Origin of the sequence: Pseudoalteromonas porphyrae, assembly GCF_001298125.1 — a bacterium.
GTDB lineage: Bacteria > Pseudomonadota > Gammaproteobacteria > Enterobacterales > Alteromonadaceae > Pseudoalteromonas > Pseudoalteromonas neustonica.
This window is the reverse complement of sequence record NZ_LHPH01000019.1, coordinates 54,152-76,765: the sequence shown is the minus strand read 5'-3', so window position 1 is coordinate 76,765 and position 22,614 is coordinate 54,152. Positions and strand designations below refer to the sequence as shown.

The 22,614-nt window shown below is 40.1% G+C and carries 19 protein-coding genes and 1 tRNA gene; 12 read left to right on the top strand and 8 right to left on the bottom strand.

The window, feature by feature from the left end; genetic code table 11:
• The first annotated feature begins 43 nt into the window (after window positions 1–43).
• From ADS77_RS15365 to ADS77_RS15340, 6 genes are all read left to right on the top strand, one after another.
• On the top strand, window positions 44–448 hold the full coding sequence (locus ADS77_RS15365) for a DUF4112 domain-containing protein (RefSeq protein WP_054455219.1): 405 nt from the start codon (window positions 44–46) through the stop codon (window positions 446–448).
• A gap of 84 nt (window positions 449–532) precedes the next feature.
• Window positions 533–1,180 carry a glutathione S-transferase family protein gene (locus ADS77_RS15360; RefSeq protein WP_054455217.1) on the top strand — a complete coding sequence of 216 codons (648 nt, stop codon included), beginning with the start codon at window positions 533–535 and terminating at the stop codon, window positions 1,178–1,180.
• A gap of 111 nt (window positions 1,181–1,291) precedes the next feature.
• Complete coding sequence (locus tag ADS77_RS15355) at window positions 1,292–1,846, top strand: elongation factor P hydroxylase (protein WP_054455215.1); 555 nt, start codon at window positions 1,292–1,294, stop codon at window positions 1,844–1,846.
• On the top strand, window positions 1,836–2,957 hold the full coding sequence (locus ADS77_RS15350) for an ATP-NAD kinase family protein (RefSeq protein ID WP_054206037.1): 1,122 nt from the start codon (window positions 1,836–1,838) through the stop codon (window positions 2,955–2,957). Before ADS77_RS15355 ends, ADS77_RS15350 begins: the two co-directional genes overlap by 11 nt.
• Window positions 2,958–2,992: 35 nt before the next feature.
• Window positions 2,993–3,268, top strand: a complete 276-nt coding sequence (locus tag ADS77_RS15345; protein ID WP_054206036.1) for a YfcL family protein — start codon at window positions 2,993–2,995, stop codon at window positions 3,266–3,268.
• A gap of 160 nt (window positions 3,269–3,428) precedes the next feature.
• Window positions 3,429–4,988: an AbgT family transporter gene (locus tag ADS77_RS15340; protein ID WP_054455213.1), complete on the top strand. Its 1,560-nt coding sequence runs from the start codon at window positions 3,429–3,431 to the stop codon at window positions 4,986–4,988.
• Between the two features lie 556 nt (window positions 4,989–5,544).
• Here the strand turns inward: ADS77_RS15340 and ADS77_RS15335 are convergent.
• From ADS77_RS15335 to ADS77_RS15320, 4 genes are all read right to left on the bottom strand, one after another.
• On the bottom strand, window positions 5,545–7,377 hold the full coding sequence (locus ADS77_RS15335; protein WP_054455210.1) for a DEAD/DEAH box helicase: 1,833 nt from the start codon (window positions 7,375–7,377) through the stop codon (window positions 5,545–5,547).
• A gap of 160 nt (window positions 7,378–7,537) precedes the next feature.
• The gene (locus ADS77_RS15330) at window positions 7,538–7,801 is read right to left on the bottom strand and encodes a GrxA family glutaredoxin (protein WP_054206033.1); all 264 of its coding nucleotides are present in this window, start codon (window positions 7,799–7,801) and stop codon (window positions 7,538–7,540) included.
• Window positions 7,802–7,970: 169 nt separating this feature from the next.
• Entirely contained in the window at window positions 7,971–10,055 is a 2,085-nt protein-coding gene (locus ADS77_RS15325) for a TonB-dependent receptor plug domain-containing protein (protein ID WP_235575790.1), read from the bottom strand.
• Window positions 10,056–10,182: 127 nt separating this feature from the next.
• A complete protein-coding gene (locus ADS77_RS15320) occupies window positions 10,183–10,677 on the bottom strand; it encodes a TlpA family protein disulfide reductase (protein WP_054455208.1) in 495 nt (164 codons plus the stop codon).
• A gap of 280 nt (window positions 10,678–10,957) precedes the next feature.
• On the opposite strand from ADS77_RS15320, the gene ADS77_RS15315 reads away from it, so the two are divergent.
• Entirely contained in the window at window positions 10,958–11,404 is a 447-nt protein-coding gene (locus ADS77_RS15315) for an Hsp20 family protein (protein ID WP_054455207.1), read from the top strand.
• A 118-nt stretch (window positions 11,405–11,522) separates the two neighbouring features.
• On the opposite strand, the gene ADS77_RS15310 is transcribed toward ADS77_RS15315, so the two are convergent.
• The 4 genes from ADS77_RS15310 to ADS77_RS15295 all read right to left on the bottom strand — a co-directional run bounded on the left by ADS77_RS15310 (window position 11,523) and on the right by ADS77_RS15295 (window position 16,222).
• The gene (locus ADS77_RS15310; protein ID WP_054206030.1) at window positions 11,523–12,062 is read right to left on the bottom strand and encodes a hypothetical protein; all 540 of its coding nucleotides are present in this window, start codon (window positions 12,060–12,062) and stop codon (window positions 11,523–11,525) included.
• A complete protein-coding gene (locus ADS77_RS15305; RefSeq protein ID WP_054455205.1) occupies window positions 12,059–13,252 on the bottom strand; it encodes a peptidyl-prolyl cis-trans isomerase in 1,194 nt (397 codons plus the stop codon). Before ADS77_RS15305 ends, ADS77_RS15310 begins: the two co-directional genes overlap by 4 nt.
• Complete coding sequence (locus ADS77_RS15300; protein WP_054455203.1) at window positions 13,249–14,262, bottom strand: phospholipase; 1,014 nt, start codon at window positions 14,260–14,262, stop codon at window positions 13,249–13,251. The genes ADS77_RS15305 and ADS77_RS15300 overlap by 4 nt, the downstream gene beginning before the upstream one ends.
• Window positions 14,263–14,668: 406 nt before the next feature.
• Complete coding sequence (locus ADS77_RS15295; RefSeq protein WP_054455201.1) at window positions 14,669–16,222, bottom strand: cryptochrome/photolyase family protein; 1,554 nt, start codon at window positions 16,220–16,222, stop codon at window positions 14,669–14,671.
• Window positions 16,223–16,610: 388 nt separating this feature from the next.
• Here ADS77_RS15295 and ADS77_RS15290 point away from each other — a divergent pair, with 388 nt between their 5' ends.
• From ADS77_RS15290 to infB, 5 genes are all read left to right on the top strand, one after another.
• A complete protein-coding gene (locus ADS77_RS15290; protein WP_152960629.1) occupies window positions 16,611–17,303 on the top strand; it encodes a hypothetical protein in 693 nt (230 codons plus the stop codon).
• Window positions 17,304–17,579: 276 nt separating this feature from the next.
• Window positions 17,580–17,656 (top strand) — tRNA-Met (locus tag ADS77_RS15285).
• Between the two features lie 268 nt (window positions 17,657–17,924).
• Window positions 17,925–18,380, top strand: coding sequence for a ribosome maturation factor RimP (gene rimP / locus ADS77_RS15280; protein ID WP_054206025.1), 456 nt, complete (start codon window positions 17,925–17,927; stop codon window positions 18,378–18,380).
• Window positions 18,381–18,418: 38 nt separating this feature from the next.
• A complete protein-coding gene (nusA, locus tag ADS77_RS15275) occupies window positions 18,419–19,918 on the top strand; it encodes a transcription termination factor NusA (protein WP_054206024.1) in 1,500 nt (499 codons plus the stop codon).
• 25 nt (window positions 19,919–19,943) lie between these two features.
• Window positions 19,944–22,601: a translation initiation factor IF-2 gene (gene infB / locus ADS77_RS15270; RefSeq protein WP_054206023.1), complete on the top strand. Its 2,658-nt coding sequence runs from the start codon at window positions 19,944–19,946 to the stop codon at window positions 22,599–22,601.
• The last annotated feature ends 13 nt before the right edge of the window (window positions 22,602–22,614 follow it).

The window sequence follows — 22,614 nt, the reverse complement described above, 5'->3', positions numbered from 1 at the left end:
AGTTCAACTTCACATTTGTATAATTTTTTTGGAGGTTATTACTATGCAAAATTCTACTTATATAAATACAGAGCAAGTTAAGCAAACTAAACAAAAAGCAACACTTGCAAGATTAGAGCGTTTTAGTCAGATAACCGATAGCAGTATCCGAATCCCCTTTACCAATTTTAAATTCGGGGTTGACGCATTAATTGGCCTTGTACCATTTATTGGAGATGTAGCAGGCTTAATTCTATCGACCTATATATTATTTGAGGCTCAAAAATTAGGCGTAAGCTGGCATATTAAACTACGTATTCTATTCAATATGGCTATAGATTTTATAGGTGGGCTAGTGCCTGTGTTTGGGGATATTTTTGATGCATTTTTCAAGGCCAACACTCGTAATACGCGTTTGTTAAAAAATCATATAACTAAACAGTTAAAAGCAAAGGAGATTGAAAACTAAAATAAGCTTATTAGGATTAAAGTTTTGATGAGTTATTGCACAGTTGTAGGTATATTGAGTTTCATCTACAAACAGGATTTTAAAATGCAATTATTTATCGGTAATAAAAACTATTCTACCTGGTCGCTTAGAGCGTGGTATTTAATGAGTAAATTCAATATGGATTTTACTGAGGAGCAGTTGGTACTCGACACTCCTGAGTTTTATAAAACACTTAGTACTCGATTTGATGTGCAAAAAGTTCCCGCATTAATAGATGATGGTTTGCACGTATGGGACTCTCTCGCAATTTGTGAATACATCAACGATGCTTATCTAGCTGGTTCAGCCTGGCCGAAAGATATAGCTCAGCGAGCCAAAGCGCGTAGTTTAAGCGCCGAAATGCATTCAGGGTTTATAGCGTTACGTAATGAAATGCCAATGAATATTCGTGCAACTCGTTTTGTTGAGCTATCTGATACTGCTAAAAATGATATAACACGTATAGATGAAATTTTTACGCAACAACAAGCCGATTACCCAAATGCTTGGCTATTCGGTGAATTTAGTATTGTTGATGCTGTGTACGCGCCTATTGTACTGCGCTTAAAAACTTATCAAATTAATTTATCCGAAGCGGCAACTCGCTATACTGAGCAAGTGATAAATTGCCCAGTATTACAAAGCTGGATAAAACAAGCACTAACAGAAACAGATATTGTCGAATGTGATGAAGCTGGCGTTGATGTTTAACTTGTTTTGCTAACCTATATGGCTTTTTACTTTCCTTTGAAAAGCCAGTACAATTCGCCACGTTTTTAATTGCATTAGCAGTATTATATCAAGGTGAGTTATCGAGTTTTTATGCATCAAATCGCCGATTTAATTTCTATTTTTGATAGCACTTTTTACCAAAGCCACAATACGCGCTTAATAAAAGGTGAGCATGAGCCAATTTATACGCCTGCTAACGAGCATACGTCATATCATCAAATCGTATTTGCCCATGGCTTTTACGCCAGTGCTCTGCATGAAATTGCGCATTGGTTAGTCGCGGGTGATAAACGCAGGCTTTTAGAAGACTATGGGTACTGGTATTGCCCAGACGGGCGAGATGCATCTCAACAAGCTGAATTTGAATCTGTTGAAGTTAAACCACAAGCAATAGAGTGGGCACTAAGCGCAGCGGCGGGGTTTGATTTTAATGTCTCTGTTGATAATTTAAATGGTGAGCAAACATGTCGTTTTGATTTTCAAGCACGTGTGCATCAGCAGTTAATCCAGTTTTTAGATGATGGTTTTAATCCGCGTACTAGTGCTCTTTTAAACGCATTAAGTAAATTTTATAACACGCCGTGGCCATTGAGTACGGCGCAGTTTTTATGGCAACATCCACAGGAGCTTTGTAATGGCGTTTAAATTAGGATTAATTGTTAATCCTGTTGCGGGTTTAGGTGGTAGTGTGGCGCTCAAAGGCAGTGATGGTGCTGACACTGCAGCCAAAGCGATTAAGCTTGGGGCGCAACCAAAAGCAAATTTACGAACTCAAGCTGCACTTGAAGTATTAACACCTTATCAGAACCAGCTTACTGTTTATACTGCCAATGGTGCAATGGGCGAGCATACAGCCAAAGAGCTTGGCTTTACCACTGAAGTTATTTATTACAGTGAACATGTTACTACCTCTGTGGACACAGAGCAGGCTGCAAAAGCATTATTAGAATTAGGTGTCGATCTTATTTTATTTGCTGGAGGCGATGGCACCGCCCGTAATATTTGTCATGCGGTTGAAGACAATGTCCCTGTGCTTGGTATTCCTGCAGGATGCAAAATTCATTCAGGTGTGTACGCTATTACGCCAAAAGCAGCAGGGCGTGTAGTTGAAATGCTGGTTAAAGGGGAACTTGTTACTCTTGGTGATGCCGATGTTATGGATATTGACGAAGATGCGTTTCGCCAAGGCACAGTAAAAGCAAAACGTTATGGTGAAATGCAAGTACCGAGTGAAGTGCGTTATGTGCAAGCTGTAAAAAATGGTGGCAAAGAAACCGATGAACTTGTATTGGCTGATATAGCCGCACATGTTGTGAGTGAAATGGAAGAAGACACGCTCTATATTATGGGCAGTGGCTCAACAGTTGAAGCGGTGATGCAAGAGATGGGCCTTGAAAACACGCTATTAGGTGTCGACTTGGTCGAAGATCAGCAGCTGATTGGGCGCGACCTTACTGCACAAAAGCTACTTGAATTAACAAAAAATCGAAAAACCAAGTTAGTGATCACGCTTATCGGTGGTCAAGGTCATATTTTTGGTCGCGGTAACCAACAATTAAGTCCAGCGCTTATTCGCGCGGTTGGTACACACAACATTATAGTGGTGGCAACAAAAACCAAACTACAGGCTTTAAATGGCCGTCCTCTCATTAGCGATACTGGCGATACTGAGTTGGATGATGAATTAAGCGGTTATATTCGTGTTACAAGCGGATTTAACGACCATATTATGTATGCAGTAGGCCACCAAGATTAATGGCTAACACACTGCAAAATCAGGAGAAGTAAGTAATGAGTTTAGTAAGCTATATAGATGCAGCCCAGCAGTATTTTGACGACTTAGTGATCAAAGCCACTGATGACGAGCTTTTTGCCGGTGGTTATTTACGCGGTCACTTTGATTTGGCTGTAGGGTATGCGCAAGTTGAAGAGCTCAACTTAGAAGTGTCAGAACTCAACGAGACGGTCGAAAAAAGCTTAGTAAAAGCGTATCGCAATGGCGAATTAAATGAAGATGACAAAACACTGGTTGTGAGAATTTGGGAAGAAGTAAAAGCGCTCGCATAATTTGTTCTAAGGTAACAGAAATAAAAACGGCAATCTTGCCGTTTTTTTGTGCTTTTTTATAATTCCGTCCCTAAAAACGCATTTTTATGTTTACTTAAAATTTACCTAAAGCGGCATTTACGGTAATGTAGCAAAGTATTAATTCTAGGGAACAAGCGAAATGAATAATAATAATGATGTGGCAATGCCAACAGGTGTTGTTGCTCGATTTTTAAACTTTGTTGAACGGGTGGGTAATAAGCTACCTGATCCGGCAATTATATTTTTGTTTGCCATGTTATTAATTTGGTTTTTATCATGGTGGTTTTCTGGCGTAAGTTTTGACGCCATTGATCCACGTACTGGTGAAGCCATTATAATTAACAACATGCTGGCAAGTGATTCTTTGGCCACTTTTTTATCTTCTATGGTAAAAACGTTTACAGGTTTTGCACCGTTAGGCGTGGTATTAGTGGCTATGCTAGGTGTAGGTGTTGCTGAACATTCAGGTTTCATCAATACTGGCCTTAAGCTAATGCTTAAAGTAACTCCGCAAAAGTTATTAACTCCTTCGATTATCCTAGTTGCTATTGTTAGCCATACAGCAACCGATGCTGGTTATGTATTGGTTATACCATTAGCGGGTGTGATTTTTTACGCTGCAGGACGCCATCCTCTTGCCGGTATTGCAGCCGCATTTGCAGGGGTAAGTGGTGGCTTTGGGGCTAACTTTATTCCATCAGGAATTGATCCACTATTACAAAGCTTTACGCAAAGTGCAGCGCAAATAATTAACCCTACAATGACGGTAAACCCATTAAATAACTGGGCATTTGCATCGGCGTCAAGTTTGTTTATCGTATTAGTAGGCTGGTATATCACTGATAAAATTATCGAACCACGTTTACAAAAAACAAAAGTTGATGGCGCAGAAGAAGACTTACCCGTATTTGAAGATGCGCGCAGTGATGAAAAACGTGCCTTTTTTATTGCAAGTAGCGTGATGATAGCAGGTCTTGCATTGTTAGCGTTTGTTTCAGCACCAGCAGATTCTGCAATGCGCAGCAGTGATGGCTCGCTTACTAATTTTAGTTCGCCTTTAATGCAGTCAATTGTGCCGTTAATCTTTTTACTCTTTTGGATCCCGGGTGCTGTATATGGCTTTACAGTCGGCACGTTTAAAACCACCAAAGACATGATAGATGCTATGAGTAAAGCCATGAATGGCATGGCGTACTATATTGTTATGGCGTTCTTCTGTTCGTTATTTATTGCCGCATTTAGTAAATCAAACTTAGGTGCATTACTGGCTATTGAAGGCGCGCAGCTTTTAAAAGCGATGGAATTACCCAGTGCTGTAACTGTCGTTGGCATCATCTTTTTAACAGGCTTTGTTAACTTATTTGTAGGCTCAAGCTCAGCTAAGTGGGCGCTGCTAGGTCCTGTATTTGTGCCTATGCTAATGCAGTTGGGCATTTCACCCGATCTAACGCAAGCAGCTTATAGGGTTGGAGACTCAAGCTCTAATATCATTACACCGCTTATGCCTTACTTTCCGCTAGTTGTTGTTTACTGCCAAAAGTATGTCAAAGGCACCGGAATCGGCACGCTCATTGCGTTGATGCTGCCATACTCAATCGCCTTTATGATTGGCTGGAGCTTATTTTTACTCGGCTACTGGGCACTTGGTTTACCGCTAGGAATAGACGCAAGTTATGTTTATCCAGCCGTAGCGCCTTAGATATTGGAATAATCATTTAAAAAAATAGCCCCACCATGAAAATGATGGGGCTTTTTTGTTTCATAATTTTAAGATAAGCCATATTCTTCGCTTTTTAATATGGAAAGCGAATGCGTGTCTTTTCTACAATAGCATTAACATTATATAGAGCATGGAGAATAATAAAGAGTGTGACTTGTAAGGTTTTATTTAATTAAGTAGTCACATTAAATAAAGGATTAAAATGAATAGGGACGTTAACCTTCATACTAATAAATGAATGGAAGAAATGTTTTTTTGGGGAGAGGGTAAACCCCTTTCTTGGTTTTTAATAAGATACAAGTGAGCAGTGTTGTCCATTAAGTAATATGGAACAACCACAACTTACAACAATAGCCATAACTCAGAACAACTTAAAACTTACCGCTTAAGGCTTAAAACTGACGGTGTAACTTCTCTAAAACTTTATTTTTGCTAACTTCCTTCTACTAACTTCCACCAACTAACTTTACTTTATTCCAGACACAAAAAAACCTTACCATTTACATGGTAAGGTTTTTTATTAAAGACGCGCTGCTTATTTAGCTGTGAAGCTTACTGGGCGACGTTCTTTACGAGGGCCGCTGCGTTTATCACCGCGAGGGCCATCAGTGCGCTTTCTGTCACCTGATGGACGCTCAGAGCGTTCGCCACGTGGTTCAGCAGGGCCTTGATCTTGTGTAATTGTTAAGCCCATTGGACGTTTACAAATAAACACTTTTTGGAAATGATCAAGTACATCTTTTGGCATGTTTTGCGGTAATTGAACCGTACTGTGATTATCGTGTAAACGAATATCACCAATAAACTTGCTTGAGATATCAGCTTCGTTAGCGATAGCGCCAACAATGTTCTTAACTTGCACACCATGCTCACGACCTACTTCGATACGGTAAGTATCCATAGGGCCTGCATCACGGCTGTTACGTTCGCGAGGTTTACGCTCAGCGCGTTCACCACCACGCTCGCCGCCACGTTCGTTACGACGTCCGCGGTCACCGCGATCGTTACGTGAGTTGCGGTCGTTACGCTCGTTACGTTCACGAGGTTGAATCTTAACTTCTTCAACTTTAATTGGTGATTGTTGCTGTGCTAAACACAGTAACGCACCCGCTAGGTCTTCAGGAGCAAGTTCAAGTTTTTCAGCCATTTTAATAGCTACTTCATTGAAGAAGGTAATATCTTTGTTTTCAAGTGCGATAGCAAGTTTTGCTTGTAACGCTTCGATACGTTTTTCTTCAACTACTTTAGCTGTAGGCAATTCAACCTGTGCAATATCTGAATTCGTATGACGCATGATATTTTTAAGTAAATAGCGCTCATTGTGTTTTACGAATAAAATTGCTTTACCAGTACGACCAGCACGACCTGTACGACCGATACGGTGAACGTAGGCTTCAGAATCTTGTGGGATATCGTAGTTGATAACAAGGCTTAAACGGTCAACATCTAGACCACGTGCCGCAACGTCTGTTGCGATAACGATGTTCAACATGCCGCTTTTTAAGCGATCTACAGTGCGTTCACGTGCTTGCTGGTTCATATCACCATTAAGCGGAGCTACAGAGAAACCTTCGCGCTCTAATAACTCAGAAAGCTGTACTGTATCGTTACGAGTACGCACGAATACAATAGCGCCTTCATATTGCTCAGCTTCTAAAAAGCGAACAATGGCTTTATTCTTGTGTACGCTTGCATTCCAAAACACTTGCTCAACAGATGATACGGTTGAGTTACGCGCAGAAATATGAACCTGTTCAGGGTTATTCATATATTTGCTGCTGATGTTTTGAATTTGCTTAGGCATAGTCGCAGAGAAAAGACATGTTTGCTTTTCGCGCGGTGTTTTTTCCATGATGTTTTCAACATCATCGATAAAGCCCATACGTAACATTTCATCGGCTTCATCAAGTACTAATGCTTGTAAAGCATCAAACTTGATAGTGCCACGGTTAATATGATCGATTAAGCGACCTGGAGTAGCGACAATAACTTGCGCGCCACGACGAAGTGCACTTAGTTGGATACTGTAGCTCTGGCCACCATAAAGTGCCAATACTTCAATACCACGAACATGTTTAGCATATTGTTCGAATGCCTCAGCTACTTGGATCGCAAGCTCACGGGTTGGTGTGAGTACAAGGATCTGCGGCTGCTTCACAGACGGGTCAATATTATTAAGTAATGGCAGTGCAAATGCTGCGGTTTTACCTGTACCCGTTTGAGCTAGTCCCAGTACGTCCTTTCTTTCTAGCAATAACGGTATACATTGAGCTTGGATTTCAGATGGTGTCTTGTAACCCAACTCTTCAACTGCCTTCAAGATTGCAGGAGAAAGATTTAGAGATTCAAACGTGACTGGTTCTGACATTAATACGCCTCAACGAATTTAAAGAGGCGCGCATTGTATAGGATTTGTGAGGCAAATGCTTGTATAAATTACAACTAATTTATATGTGGTTGATGTTGATTGAAATTTAACCAGTTTGATTTTTAAGCAAGTCAAGCTGGTTAACATATTGGACACACAGTTATTGGTAAAGGCCGAGGTTTTCTTTTGCGTACGCTTCAAATTCTGTAAAGCCCCCAATGTGTTTTTGGTCAACAAATATTTGCGGTACAGTTGGGCAAGGCTTGCCTGCTGATTGCTCTAAGTCAGCTTTGCTAACACCTTCTTTGATTATATCAACATAGCGGTATTTAAAGTCATCGCGCTGGCTTGCTAATTTTTCAGCAACGTCTTTTGCACGAACACAGAATGGGCAGCCTTCACGGCCAAAAATTACAGTTAACATATCGCTCTCCTCGATTTGATTTAAAGTGATACTAATCACTAGATATAAAAATATACAGTGCAAAAAAACGATTGGACAGTTCTATTTTTATGATTTGAGGTTTTATGATTTGAGCAATTATAAGTGAGTCACTCGAGGGCACGCCATGGAGTGACTCACTTATGCTACGTTAAAAGGTTAAGCTAAAACCAATAGACGGGCGCATTTCAAAGTCATCTTCACTTTCTTTTATGATCAAATCATTGGTTGAGGTGATTTTTTGATAATCTAAATCTATGCTGCTGGTGTTTGCTTGGCCGTAGGCGTTCATTAACTCTAAAATTAACACGCCATCTAGGCCCCAGAAGTCCGTTTTGCGCTCAAAGCGTAAATCAAGGCGATGATATACATCAAAACGTTTTGAGAACGGGTCACCGTACTCGGGCAAAAAGCGGCCTTCAAATTCAGGGTTTTCTTTTACACCAATAATAGGGGTGTAAGTTTGACCACTGCGTGCTGTGAAGTTAAAGCCACCTTGCCACTTTTCACTGATTTGATAATTAAACACCATATTGACGACTAAAGGGGTGTCAGCGTAATAGTCTCGGGTGATGTTTTGGCGTTGATCAGTACGCTCACTTTTTGCATAGCTCACAGCGAGCCAGCCATACCATTTATCAGTTTTATTTTTATTAATTAATAAGTCAACACCGTAAGCACGCCCTGTGACATCGTTGCTGTAAAGCGTTGCTGCATCAGGGTAGTTATTTAATGCTAATGGTAAATCGTCCATGGTTTTATAATACCCTTCAACAGACCATGTCCAATCACCCGCAAGTTCTTGTGCAAAACCTAGACTGCCATGTTTTGAGGTTTGCGAACGTAAATTAGGGTTACCATGCTCTGGTAATATGTAGTCAACATCTTGCATACGGTTATAGTGGCCATATTTGGCGTTAATACTGTTACGATCATTAATAAAGTAGGTAAGCGCAAGGCGTGGCATAACAAAATCTTCATCGGTGTAATCATTGCTCTGATACTGTACACCAACTTCACTTTGCCATTGGTCATTGATATCCCAAATATGACTAGCACCAACAAAGTATTTATCAAGCGCGAGGCTGTCTTTCCCCGTGATGCGTTCGCCTTTATTTAAATCACAATCAGGGTCCAGCTCAGTACAAAGATACTGAAAGCCATCGTAACTGTAAGTTGTGTCGTTATCAAAATAAGCAGCATCAAATACAAGTTGCTGAGCTTTATTGATGCGCCAATTTAAGCGGCCTTTATAGGTGATTTGTTTTTCCTGTTCTTCTTCAAAAAAACCATCACTCAAGGTGGCGCGTTTACCGTATTCTAATCGCCCTGAATGATCGAGTGCACCAATACCTAACCGTAAACTAAAATCTTTATTAAAGTGATCCCACAAAATACTTTGGCTGGTAAATTCGCGAATAAAATCAGCATCTCCTTGATATTCTGGATTTTTTAGTGATAATTCGGCACGCTGATTAAAACCTGCTGCAACTGAATCTTTAGCGCCTGTAAATGATACCGTAAGTGCATTTTTATCATTGATGTCCCAAATCCACTTTCCTTGATAGTCATGATCATCAGGCGCATCGTTGATGGTGACACCACTGAGCTCTCCATCGTCATCTTCAAGCTCTTCACCCTTTGAGAAAAATAGGGGTAAGGTACTTTTTCGCCCTGATAAATAAAATGCGGTGTTTTCTGTTAACTGTCCTTCCATAAAAACACCGGCATTAAACATTGTAAAATCCAGTGTGGTTGTAATCGGTTGGTACTTTGGGTTACGCAGTGTTACGTCAAATACGGCACCAGTGGCATTGCTATAGCTGGAACCGTAGCCTGCAGAGTAAAGCTGGAAATCTTGAATTAAATAACGATTAAAAATAGAGCTGCCAAAATCATGAAAGATATAGCCTGCAGGCATAAAGTCAACTTCAAATAGGTTGTCATCAGGTGATGAACCACGTACAGCTGGCTCACTCATTGAGCCACCCGCAGCAACTACACCTGGTAATGCAAAAACAGCACGTAGCGGGTCGCCCATTGCGCCGGGCATAGTGACTAATTTTTCGGTGTTTTCTGTTATTTCACTGGTGATACTGCTGCGTTTATAGACAACGTCTATATGTTCCATTGTGTCTTTATTTGTTGATGTATTAGTATTTGCCTGCGCTAAAAGTGGCAAACAAAGGGCAAGCGGTGTTAAACGAAAAAGTGTGTGCAGTTGGTTGGCTATCATGTCTCTTCCATGGTTGTGAACAAATGTGATTGCCACGTATGATAGAGCTAAAAATCGTATAAATGCTTAGAAAAATGTTGTGAAAATGTACCTAAATGTAGGGAGCTGTTACAAAATGTTTCGTGGTTTATAAAGCATTTATTTTTATGCCAAGTTCACTTGAATACCCCATTGAGCGTGCGGTGATGTGTAACTGTTCGTTGATGATATAATAAGTTGGAAACGCGCTTATTTTATAATTGCTTTGAGTATGGCGATCACCTAATAGAATTGGCATTGTTAAGTTAAGATCTGATACAAAATCAACTACTTCCTGTGGGTTTCTATAATCAAGCGCAATACCAATTGCATTAATATTAGAGTCCTCTGTTACAGATTCTAGATTCGGCATACTGTATCGACAAATAGTACACCATGGTGCAAAGAAATAAACGATGGTGGTTTTGCCTTTTAGCATCGCAATATTGATCCGTTGCTCGCTGTCATTAACTAGGGGTAAATTAAAATACGGGGCAGGGCTGTTGCTTGTCGCGAGTAAATTGCGCTGCTGATATGCTGTAACTGCAAAAAAGACCACAGCAATGATGATTATGTTGATCATCAAGCTTTTTACTTTTTTCATATTTATCTCTGTGATTAATTTTTCAGTTTATTTTAACCTTGAAAAGTAAACATCGCACCCTTATTAATTTGAGTAGGCAAAAGTAGTTTTGAAAAAATAAAATATTTTTTCAAAATAATCTTGAAAACAATTTTGCCGTCCATATATAGTTTAGTGAGGACGCCTGATGGGTCCCAATTAAACAGAAGTAATTGAAATTTATATTATTAATTAAACTTTGCCTGTGCTTGTTCAATGGAAAAGCACTTGCAAAATATCGCTTAAATATGAGGATATTATTATGCGTACAGTAGATTTATCACCACTTTATCGTTCATTCATCGGCTTTGATCATTTAGCATCTTTAATGGATGCGGCAGCTCGTACTGATAAGCAGCCAAGTTTCCCTCCGTACAATATTGAGGCACTCGATGAAGACAAATATCGTATTACTATGGCCGTTGCTGGTTTTAGTGATAATGAGCTGACTATTGAGTCAGAAAACAACACTTTAAAAGTTGCAGGCATTAAAGACAATAAAGATGAGAGCGTACAGCGCAAGTTTATTCATCAAGGCATTGCTGAGCGTAACTTTGAGCGTAAATTCCAATTGGGTGATCATGTAAAAGTGCTCGGTGCGGACTTAGCTAATGGTTTGTTAAGTATCGACTTACAGCGTGAAATCCCTGAAGCTCTTAAGCCACGTAAGATTGAAATTGGCAGTGGCAACCTGCTAGAAGGTAAATAACCAGCCCTTTGATATTATTTTTCCCCTGATTTAATGTTATTTTTAGCCGCCTCTTTTGAGGCGGTTTTTTGTTTTCTGTGCGTAAAGCTCACCTCCGCGCGCACTTAAGGGTATTAGGTCAGTTGCTACCTTTGCTTTCTAACTTGGCTTGCATATTTTTTAGAACGGCTATTTTATCAATAGCCTCTTGTAACTGCGTTTGCGGGAGTCCATGTTGACGTCCTTTTTCAAGTAGGTTTTCTAGCTTTACTATTTTTTCTTTTGCTGCAATAACAAAACGTTGTTCAAGCCGTGTTTGCTGTTCGTTATGAAAGTCTAAGTAAGCTTGATGATCTAATATGTCACCTTCAAAATTGGCTGCGTTGACGGTTTTCTTTGTTATATTGGGTATATAATGAGGTGTTGTTATAGGCGTTTGTGACTGACGGCTATTGATAGTATTTACTGCCATATGGCTTTTGCTAGTGGAATTTACAACTGTTTGGTTTTTGCTTGGTGCTTTTGAATCAAAACTGATATTTGTGATGGGTAGTGACGGGGTTATATGTGGTGTCGATACAGTAACATCATTGATATATTTATGCTCTGAGAAAAAATTCACGGCTAAAAAAATTAAGCAAATAATGCCACTAATAATAAAAATAATTTTTTTGTTCATAACAGTATTGCATTTTGTTGTTGCCAAGCTAGCCAGTTTTGTTGATAACTGTGCTTTGCTTTTTGTATTGCAATGGCTTTTTTAGCTTGGTATATAACGGTTTCGTCTGCCGAGGTAAAATATTTATAGTGGTGGTTATTGCTCATTATTACCACCCATAAACCGTCAGGTGATCGAATCACGTGGGATAGTTCATCTTCTTTTTGTGTAAAAGCCAACTGTATGACCCAATTACTTTTATTTTTACGGGTTAGCATATTTTGATACTGAGCATAAATATCATGCTGCTTAAAAGATGTTAATGCCTGAGTGAATGAGCTGTTATGTACCGCTTTTCTAAATTTAATCGCATCTTCTCGGCTTGTAAATTCAACTCCGTAAGCAGTAACGTTATTTAGATATTTAAATCTTTTTTTATTTGCTTGGTAGTAAATTTTAATTTCTTCGTCAGATATTTGCTGCTCAAGGCTATCAAGAATAGGGCTTTGTACGTGCATCATGTTTTTAATACCTAGCCAGCTTTGAATTGAAGGGCGTAAAATTTCGCCTTTAGCTAATTCCTGCAAGTGGTCAATATTTATCCCTTTTTTTAAAAGTAGTGGTGTTGCAGCTAAAAGAGCAGCATTAAATTGCCGCTTTTTAAGCACTTCACTTCTAAATAAATTACTATCACCTTGGTGTAGTCTAAAGCGTACTTGCATAGATAGCGGTGTAATAAAATCATAAAGAGTAATAGGGTTTACAAACAGTTTATTTAAACTAGTTCGCTGTAATTTAATTACTTGTTCGGCAGTATATTTACCATCTGCTGGGTAGTTAGCTAATACTTGAATAAGCCATTGGGTAGTGTATTGCGTAAAATTAACCGTTTTTATATTATGCCCAGATAAACTCAGTTGAGAGTTAAATATGTTCATTAAATAGCGCTCAACATGATATTGCGTACTAAAGCCAACCTCTGATTGACGTGCTATCAGTTCAGGCATGTTTTGTTCAGCTTGCTGTAGTAAAAATTGGTTCTCAAATACGCGGGTACGAACCTCTTTGATGCTAATGTTCGTATTATGTTGTTTATATACTTGATGCATAAAGCGAACTTCCGCATTAGTATATTGGTTAAATGATGCCACTGTTAAGGGGCTATAAAGCACCCCTAATAGTAACAACAAGATTGTAGTCAATCCTTTCATTGGCGAGCTACCATCGCATGATTAAGTAAATGTACGACCATTGCAATAGCATGGGGAATAACCTGTTTTGCTGTATCTAAACGGTCGTAGTGATCTTTTGAATTAAGTACAATACCGCCTTGGGAATAAGAAAATGCTCCTCCTTGTGTTAGTAAAGGTCGAACATCTTGGCTGTTAATATCCAGTGCTGAAAATGTTTGCATTGCTTGTGTGATCAAAGCAGTGTCATTCAGTTTTTCTTGATCGTAGTAGTCTTTTACCCAACTTTCCCAGCTTGAATGATTTAGATCTGATGTTGTCCAGGTATGGTGTGGTTGCAGTAAATCAGTGGTATGGAAAACAAAACCTAATACTTGCGGGTTCCCGCTTTGTAAATAACTTTGATACCAATATTGACCTAAGTTATCAATGGGTTGAAATGGCATTTCTTCAAAATCATCGTACATGCTATAGGTAGAATCGCTGTCGATTCTATAATTGGCTTCAGTCACACCATAGCTATTATATTTTGACGAATCAGCATTAAACCAACCTGTCTCGCCTCCTTTTCCATCGTCAAGGTAGTCACCTTTTAACCACGCTGATGCTAGGTTATCAACAGTGCCCCATACAGTCAGCTTTTGGTAATTATAGCCGCCAAAGTCGTTACCATGTTGATCTGCACCTTGTGTATGATTTTGAAAGTGCCAATAGCTTGTGTATTTAACAATACTTTCAGCTGCTCCCCAGACAGGAGCTTGTACGCATGAACCTGTGACTGCGCCACAAAAAAACGTATCTTCAAAGTCATCTACATCATAGGCGGCTTGACCGAGTACGTCAGCTAGTTGTGTTATGGTCATATTATTTTGCTGAGCATAGCGACTCAACGCCAAAAATTCCGTGCTACTTGGGTGCTGCTGCATATAATTTACGGCATCAATAACAATGCGCTTATGTGTTTCTTGGCTAAACGCTTGAGCTTGGCTAGTACTTAAAAGTAATAGTGCTGTTAAAAGCTGTTTTTTCATCGTGTTCTCATAGTGTTGTGAAGTAATTACTAATATTAAAAAGTAGAGTAGTTACACTATAATGACAAATTAATTAAACATTAAATTAACAACATTACCTATTTTGATACTTTGGTGCTAGGCCTGTTTATCTTTCGAGGTTGAATTTGCAGCAGTGTGTTTGGTTTTTAGGCAAGGCAGAGTCAATGATGTGTGGTTATTCCCCATAGGCGATAACGCAGTATAAATGCCAAACATGCGCTGCCCAAAGGGTTCTTCCTAGGGGTACACGGATGTAGGTAAGGGGCGTGAGCAGGACGCACAAGCTTTGCTCGGTTTTTACTTAGCCCGCTCGATTACAAACCTCGCGCCGCGATTAAATCGCCCCTAGATTGAATAAGTTTCAATCCACAAAGGTCAACAGGCCCTAGAGTTTTTCTATATTAGTTAAGCACCACTGCGCTCTTTTTAAAGTTGCCGATTGTTGAGTTTCGTTTTGCTTTTGCCAATTTTTATAGACCATACCTATGCGTGGGTTACGCGATAAGCGGGCTTCGTGGGTATGCATAAATAGCCAATATAAACTATTAAACGGGCAGGCCGTTTCTTCACTTTTTTGTTTGACGTTATAATGACAACCTTTACAGTAATCACTCATTTTGTTTATGTAGTTTCCGCTCGAAGCATACGGTTTTGTTGCAATTAGCCCACCATCAGCAAACTGGCTCATTCCTCGTGTGTTAGGCATTTCTACCCATTCAATGGCGTCGATATAAATTCCTAAATACCAGTTATCTACGTCATCAGGCTTGATGCCGGTCAATAAGCAGAAGTTGCCTGTGATCATCAATCGTTGAATGTGATGCGCATATGCCGTGTCTAAACTTTGATCGATTGCCTGCTTCATGCAGTTCATTTTTGTGTTACCGTGCCAAAAATAATCGGGCAATGCCCGTCTTGCATTTAGTTCGTTTTTAGTCGCGTAGTCTGGCATATTTTGCCAATAAACACCCCTTACGTATTCTCGCCAACCTAAAATCTGCCTAATAAACCCCTCAACTTGCGCCAAGTTAATTTCATTTTTTCGCTTATCAAATTCACTCAACACTTGGTTAATAACGTGCATTGGATGCAACATTTTTGTGTTAAGGGCAAAAGCGATACGACTGTGATAAAGGCTCCATTTGTGTGATGTTTGACACGTCATGGCATCTTGAAACTGACCAAAATGAGGTAAAAGGTGGGTGCAAAAGTAATCTAGTAGTTGTTTTGCTTGATTGCGACTCGTAGGCCATAAAAGAGTTGAAGAGCAATGACCTAGTGTACTTATTTTATGATTATTAATTCGCCGTAAAATAATTTCAATATCATTACAGAATACTTTAGGTTCAGGGATTGTTGCTAAGTCGGCTTTCTTTAATTTATTACGATTGTCTTGATCAAAGTTCCATTGTCCGCCTTGTGGTGCGCCATCTTTCATTAAGATATTAAAGCGTTTGCGCATCATGCGGTAAAAGAACTCCATTTTCGCATGTTTATCTTTTTTAAAGTGGGCGTTAATATCACTGTAAGGTAATAGAAAATGTTCGCTATCACAGGCGCTTACTTTCAAAGATATGTGTGATTCTAACTGCTGCATTTGCTGATATAGCCGATATTCATCTGGATACTGATACTGGATTTCCTGGCATTGGTATTGCTCAGCTAAACGCTTTAAAAGAGTTGTAATGGACTCATCATGTTGGGTGTCATCAAGGGTTAAATGCAACACATTTAATTGTGATTTTTTAAGGGCACTGGCAAAGTTTTCCATAGCTGAAAAAAATGCTGCGACTTTTTGTATATGATGCTTTACATAATTAGTCTCTTGTTTTAATTCAGCAATGACATAAAGGTATTGCGCTTGGTTTTCTTCTTTATACCAAGTGTGATTTGCATTGAGCTGGTCGCCAAAAATAAATCGTAATATTTTATATGCCATAAACTTAACCTAAAACACTTTTATACGATTGACCTCTAAAATTGGATCTCATTATGTAAGGCGTGCTGGCCAAAGCCAAAGCGTTCTTCCTTGTCTTTGTTGCTCGGTTTTTACTTAGCCCGCTAGGTTACAAACTTCGCGCCGCGATTAAATCGCCCCAATATCTACGCAGATTGGTATTAACCCCCTGTGAAACGCTGAAGTTTGCATCTTGGGGTTGTTTGTATATAAATGTGGTATAAAAAGAAATTCAAACAAAGGAATGTAATCTGTGATTAATCGTCAGTACCATAGTGAAATATTAAAAATTGCTTTATCTTGCCTGATTACCCTTTGTTACGTGGGGCCTTTACATGCCAACGTTTATAAATGTGAGAACAAAGGGGTCGTGGAATTTAGTCAATTTCCATGCGGGGAAAATGCTGAGTTTATTGTTGTAAAAGAACAAAAAAGCGTACCTACACCAAAAGTTATACTGGAGGCAACGGGGGAGTCTGATATTGATAGCTATATTCGTTTGAAACAGATTGACGCGCAGATCCAACAACATCAAGATAAGATCGATACACTTAGCGTTAAAATGAATAAAATAATTGCAGCGTTAGTAAATCAATCTGATGCGCAGCTTAATAACTTATCGGGTGCAAAAAAGGATATTGCAATAGCAAATCAAATGACTAACGCTTCACAACGATTTACTGTGTTAATTGAACGTGAACAGCATGACATTGATCGTTTAGTCAGTGAAAAAAAACATTTAAAAGAAAACCAAAACAGTGATGTTAAAAGTACACAAACGCCACAGAGTAAAGGTATAGATTCATTTATTCGTTTACAGACAATTAAGCGAGAGATGCAAAGGCATCAGGCAAAAATAAATACATATCAAATCAACATGAACCAGCAAATATCAGCGCTTGAGGATGAGGTAAGTGAACAGCCAACGAATATCACGGATGCGACTTATGATGATTCATTATCCAGAAGGATGGAGGCGGTAACATCTAAGTATCATACATTAATAGACGTAGAGCAGCGTCAGATCGATAGACTTCATTCTGAAATGATTAGCTTACAGTAATCACACGGCATCAATTGGTTCGTCATATATATTGCTCAACGCTGTGATGATATTTGCTTTTTAATTGTTTATTGAGAGATACGATACTGGGTTTGATTATTGCAATGCTATGCAATAATTGTTGTTTATCGTGAGTGTTTATCCCATGGATTTCGATTGTGTTTTCTTTACTAGTTTTTGGTTGCTAATTACAGCAACCCTCTTTATAATAGGCGCTATTGTTTAGCTTAGCTTACTTTTGCTAAATATGTATCAAGGACACTTGATGCTAGTTGTCGCGGGATGGAGCAGTCTGGTAGCTCGTCGGGCTCATAACCCGAAGGTCGTCGGTTCAAATCCGGCTCCCGCAACCACAACTTTGAGTAGCGATTTTTTGTTACTGATTTGAAATCGCGCATTCTATGTAATGCGCGTTTTGCGTTTAAGCAGTTGTGCTTATTCAGGTGGCCTTTAGCTACCCGCAACCAAGCTTGGCCCATGGCCACACAGTTTTATGCTTTAGGTGTGACGCCCCGCTTGGTTCGGGGCGTTGTTGTATCTGCACCACTTGGTTTTATACCAAGGAATAAGTTAAGTATTTTAGGGCTATAAGCCCTTTTTTTGTTTGTATGGAGGATTTTCGTGACAAAACTTGAGCAAGATTTATTAACCATGCTTTCACCGTCAGTAGAGATGTTAGGCTTTGAATTACATGGTCTTGAGTTTGTGCAAGCCGGTCGCCATTCTACGCTTAGAGTCTACATTGATCATGAAGCGGGGATTTCAGTCGATAATTGTGCTGACGCAAGTCGTCAAATTAGCGCAATTTTAGACGTCGAAGACCCAATTACAAACGAATATGATTTGGAAGTGTCGTCTCCGGGTGTTGATCGTCTATTATTCAAACAAGACCATTACGAGAAGGCGCAAGGAGAGGAAGTACGCGTACGTACTAAACTTCCACAGGATGGTCGTCGTAATTTTAAAGGCGACTTAGTATCAGTTAGCAGTGATATGATCACACTATCAAGTGATGGTGCTGAGCATCTAATCATGCTGAGCAACGTTGAACGTGCGAACATCATCGCAAAGTTTTAATACGAGTGCGAAGGAATAGGGCAAGCGAGGCATTACCCATGGCAAAAGAGATATTATTGGTTGCTGAAGCCGTTTCCAATGAGAAAGCGGTTCCAAAAGAAAAGATTTTCGAAGCGTTAGAGTTCGCATTAGCGACAGCGACTAAGAAAAAACATATTGGCGAAATTGAAGTTCGTGTAGCAATTGACCGTAAAACGGGTGACTACGACACATTTCGTCGTTGGCAGATTGCTCCAGTACTTGAAGATGGTTCACTTGAAAACCCATACAGCGAAATTACATTAGAAGCTGCACAAGTTGAAGATGAAAATCTACAAATGGGTGACTTTGTTGAAGAGCAAATTGAATCAATCAAGTTTGACCGAATCACAACACAAATGGCCAAACAGGTAATCGTACAAAAAGTACGTGAAGCTGAACGCGCATTAGTAGTTGAAGCATATAAAGATCAAGAAGGCGAGTTAGTAACGGGTGTTGTAAAAAAAGCAACGCGTGATGCAATCGTGCTTGATTTAGGTAATAATGCAGAAGCGGTAATTTACCGTGATGACATGTTACCTCGTGAAAACTTCCGTCCAGGCGATCGTATTCGTGGTCTACTTTACGAAGTAAAACCAGAAGCACGCGGCGCACAGTTATTTGTAACGCGCTCTAAGCCTGAAATGCTGATGGAGTTGTTCCGCATTGAGGTGCCAGAAATTGGCGAAGAGATGATTGAATTACGTGCCGCTGCACGTGATCCAGGTTCACGTGCTAAAATCGCTGTAAAATCTAACGACAAACGTATTGATCCAATTGGTGCGTGTGTTGGTATGCGTGGCGCACGTGTACAAGCTGTGTCTACAGAGCTTGGTGGTGAACGTGTTGATATCGTACTATATGACGATAATCCAGCACAGTTTGTTATCAATGCAATGTCACCGGCTGAAGTTGCATCTATCGTAATGGATGAAGATACGCATTCTATGGATATCGCTGTTGAAGCTGATAACCTAGCACAAGCAATTGGTCGTAACGGTCAAAACGTTCGTCTTGCTAGCCAGTTAACTGGTTGGGAATTAAACGTAATGACAGTTGAAGACATGCGTACTAAGAACGAAGCTGAGTCAGACAAGCTAATTAACTTATTTACACAAAACCTTGATATCGATGATGATTTTGCGTCATTGCTTATTAATGAAGGTTTCTCAACACTTGAAGAAGTAGCCTATGTACCAGCTGCTGAGTTTTTAGAAATTGATGGTTTAGATGAAGAAATGGTTGATTTACTTCGTTCGCGTGCAAAAGATGCATTAACAACGAAAGCATTGAAAACAGAAGAAAGCCTTGAAGGTGCAGAGCCTGCTGAAGATTTATTAGCACTTGAAGGGTTAGAACGTCACCTAGCGTTTGTTATGGCAAGCAAAGGGGTTGTTACGTTAGAAGATTTAGCAGAGCAAGGTATTGACGAATTAGTAGATATTACAGAGCTTTCTTCTGAGAAAGCGGGTGAGCTAATTATGGCTGCACGTAATATTTGTTGGTTCGCAGACGAGTAATTTATTAACGGAGGTATTAGAGACTATGGCAGAAGTAAATGTTGAAAAACTAGCCGGGGATATTGGTACAACTGTTGATAAATTACTTCAACAACTATCGCAAGCCGGTATCACTAAGCAAGCAGGTGATAATGTAACTGAAGCTGAAAAAGCAACGTTACTTGATCACTTAAGCAAGCAACATGGCGGCACAGGCTCAGATGGCCCTGCACGTATGACTTTACAACGTAAGAGCAAAAGCACACTGAGTGTAACTGGCTCTACAGGTCAAGCAAAGTCTGTACAGGTTGAGGTTCGCAAAACCCGTACTTACGTGAAGAAAAGCGCTATTGAGCAAGAGCAAGAACAAGCACGTATAGCAGCTGAAGAAGCCGCTCGTCGTGAAGTTGAGCAAAAGGCAGCGCAAGAAGCTGCTGAGCTTAAAGCAAAACAAGATGCAGAGCGTAAAGCCAAAGAAGAGGCTGACCGTAAAGCAAAAGAGGAAGCTAAACGTAAAGCAGATGCTGAACGTGCAGCAAAACAGAAGCAGATGACCCCAGAGCAAAGCGCTAAGTCAGAGAAAGATCGCGTTGAAGCTGAGCGTCTGCAAAAAGAAGCAGAAGAGGCCGCATTGAAGAAAGCTGAAGAAGAAGCGAAACGTCAAGCAGAAGAAGCAAGAAAGCTAGCTGAAGAAAACTCAGCACGCTGGAAGAAAGAAGAAGAAGAACGTAAGAAACGCGAAGAGACAGCGGATCACCATCTTACGACTTCAACTTACGCACGTGAAGCAGAAGATGTTGCCGATGCTCGTGATGAGCAAGGTACACGCCGTGCGAAGAAAAAGAAAAAAGCCCCAGCGAAAGAGAAGTTTTCTCCTTCGAGAGGCAAAAAAGGTAAGCTAAAAGCACCAGCATCATTACAGCACGGTTTCCAAAAACCAACTGTTGATGTTAAAAACGAAGTGCGTATTAGTGAAACAATTACAGTCGCTGAGCTTGCATCACGCATGGCAGTTAAAGGCGCTGAAGTTGTTAAAACAATGATGAAAATGGGTGACATGGTTACTATTAACCAAGTGATTGACCAAGAAGCTGCACAGTTAGTTGCAGAAGAAATGGGTCACAAGGTTATCATTGTTAAAGAAAATGAATTAGAGCAAACAGTACTAAATGACCGCCATGAAGATGGTAAGTCTGAGCCTCGTGCTCCAGTAGTAACTGTAATGGGTCACGTTGACCATGGTAAAACATCAACACTTGATTACATTCGCTCAGCGAAAGTGGCATCAGGTGAAGCGGGTGGTATCACACAGCATATTGGTGCTTATCATGTTGATGTTAATGGCAACATGATCACGTTCTTAGATACTCCAGGTCACGCGGCGTTTACATCAATGCGTGCTCGTGGTGCTAAAGCGACTGATATTGTAATCCTAGTGGTAGCAGCAGATGATGGTGTAATGCCACAGACTAAAGAAGCAGTACAGCATGCGCGTGCAGCTGGCGTTCCTTTAATCATTGCTGTTAACAAAATGGATAAAGAAGGCGTAGACCCAGATCGCGTTAAGAATGAGCTTGCTCAACTAGACGTTATTCCTGAAGAGTGGGGCGGTGATACACAGTACGTGCATATTTCTGCTAAAACTGGTTTAGGTATTGATGAGCTTCTAGAAGCGGTATTAAACCAATCTGAACTACTTGAGCTTACAGCCCCAAGTGTTGGTATGGCGGCTGGTGTTGTTATTGAATCTCGTCTTGATAAAGGCCGTGGTCCAGTTGCATCTGTACTTGTTCAATCAGGTACGCTTAATCAAGGTGACATTGTATTATGTGGTCTTGAGTATGGTCGTGTTCGTGCAATGCGCGATGAGAACGGTAAAGACATTCGCTCTGCAGGTCCTTCTATCCCAGTTGAAATCCTAGGTTTATCAGGCATTCCAGCTGCTGGTGATGAAGCAACTGTTGTTAAAGATGAGCGTAAAGCGCGTGAAGTTGCACTTTACCGTCAAGGTAAATTCCGTGATGTTAAGTTAGCGCGTCAGCAAAAAGCGAAGCTTGAAAACATGTTTACTAACATGACTGAAGGCGATGTGTCTGAAGTTAATGTAGTACTTAAAGCAGACGTTCAGGGTTCTATCGAAGCGATTTCTGATTCATTGACTAGATTGTCAACAGATGAAGTTAAAGTGAAGATTGTTGGTTCTGGTGTTGGTGGTATCACTGAGACAGATGCAACACTTGCTGCAGCATCTAACGCAATCGTGGTTGGCTTTAACGTTCGTGCTGATGCATCTGCTCGTAAAGTGATTGAGACTGAAAACTTAGATTTACGTTATTACAGTGTAATCTACAGCTTGATTGACGAAGTTAAACAAGCCATGTCTGGCATGTTAGCACCTGAGTTCAAGCAAGAGATCATTGGTCTTGCTCAAGTACGTGACGTATTTAAGTCACCAAAAATTGGCGCTATCGCTGGTTGTATGGTTACTGAAGGTACGATTAAGCGTAGCGCGCCAATTCGTGTATTACGTGAAAACGTGGTTATCTACGAAGGTGAGCTTGAGTCACTGCGTCGCTTTAAAGACGATGTTGCTGATGTTCGTAACGGCATGGAATGTGGTATCGGCGTTAAGAACTACAACGACGTTCGCGTTGGTGACCAAATCGAAGTATTCGAGACAGTTGAAGTACAACGTACTCTTTAATTGCTCGTAAGCT

What these genes read in the sequence shown, in the direction of transcription:
- ADS77_RS15365 (WP_054455219.1), top strand. Translation starts at nt 44, where the DNA reads ATGCAAAATTCTACTTATATAAATACAGAGCAAGTTAAGCAAACTAAA.
- ADS77_RS15360 (WP_054455217.1), top strand. Translation starts at nt 533, where the DNA reads ATGCAATTATTTATCGGTAATAAAAACTATTCTACCTGGTCGCTTAGA.
- ADS77_RS15355 (WP_054455215.1), top strand. Translation starts at nt 1,292, where the DNA reads ATGCATCAAATCGCCGATTTAATTTCTATTTTTGATAGCACTTTTTAC.
- ADS77_RS15350 (WP_054206037.1), top strand. Translation starts at nt 1,836, where the DNA reads ATGGCGTTTAAATTAGGATTAATTGTTAATCCTGTTGCGGGTTTAGGT.
- ADS77_RS15345 (WP_054206036.1), top strand. Translation starts at nt 2,993, where the DNA reads ATGAGTTTAGTAAGCTATATAGATGCAGCCCAGCAGTATTTTGACGAC.
- ADS77_RS15340 (WP_054455213.1), top strand. Translation starts at nt 3,429, where the DNA reads ATGAATAATAATAATGATGTGGCAATGCCAACAGGTGTTGTTGCTCGA.
- ADS77_RS15335 (WP_054455210.1), bottom strand. Translation starts at nt 7,377, where the DNA reads ATGTCAGAACCAGTCACGTTTGAATCTCTAAATCTTTCTCCTGCAATC.
- ADS77_RS15330 (WP_054206033.1), bottom strand. Translation starts at nt 7,801, where the DNA reads ATGTTAACTGTAATTTTTGGCCGTGAAGGCTGCCCATTCTGTGTTCGT.
- ADS77_RS15325 (WP_235575790.1), bottom strand. Translation starts at nt 10,055, where the DNA reads ATGATAGCCAACCAACTGCACACACTTTTTCGTTTAACACCGCTTGCC.
- ADS77_RS15320 (WP_054455208.1), bottom strand. Translation starts at nt 10,677, where the DNA reads ATGAAAAAAGTAAAAAGCTTGATGATCAACATAATCATCATTGCTGTG.
- ADS77_RS15315 (WP_054455207.1), top strand. Translation starts at nt 10,958, where the DNA reads ATGCGTACAGTAGATTTATCACCACTTTATCGTTCATTCATCGGCTTT.
- ADS77_RS15310 (WP_054206030.1), bottom strand. Translation starts at nt 12,062, where the DNA reads ATGAACAAAAAAATTATTTTTATTATTAGTGGCATTATTTGCTTAATT.
- ADS77_RS15305 (WP_054455205.1), bottom strand. Translation starts at nt 13,252, where the DNA reads ATGAAAGGATTGACTACAATCTTGTTGTTACTATTAGGGGTGCTTTAT.
- ADS77_RS15300 (WP_054455203.1), bottom strand. Translation starts at nt 14,262, where the DNA reads ATGAAAAAACAGCTTTTAACAGCACTATTACTTTTAAGTACTAGCCAA.
- ADS77_RS15295 (WP_054455201.1), bottom strand. Translation starts at nt 16,222, where the DNA reads ATGGCATATAAAATATTACGATTTATTTTTGGCGACCAGCTCAATGCA.
- nusA (WP_054206024.1), top strand. Translation starts at nt 18,419, where the DNA reads ATGGCAAAAGAGATATTATTGGTTGCTGAAGCCGTTTCCAATGAGAAA.
- infB (WP_054206023.1), top strand. Translation starts at nt 19,944, where the DNA reads ATGGCAGAAGTAAATGTTGAAAAACTAGCCGGGGATATTGGTACAACT.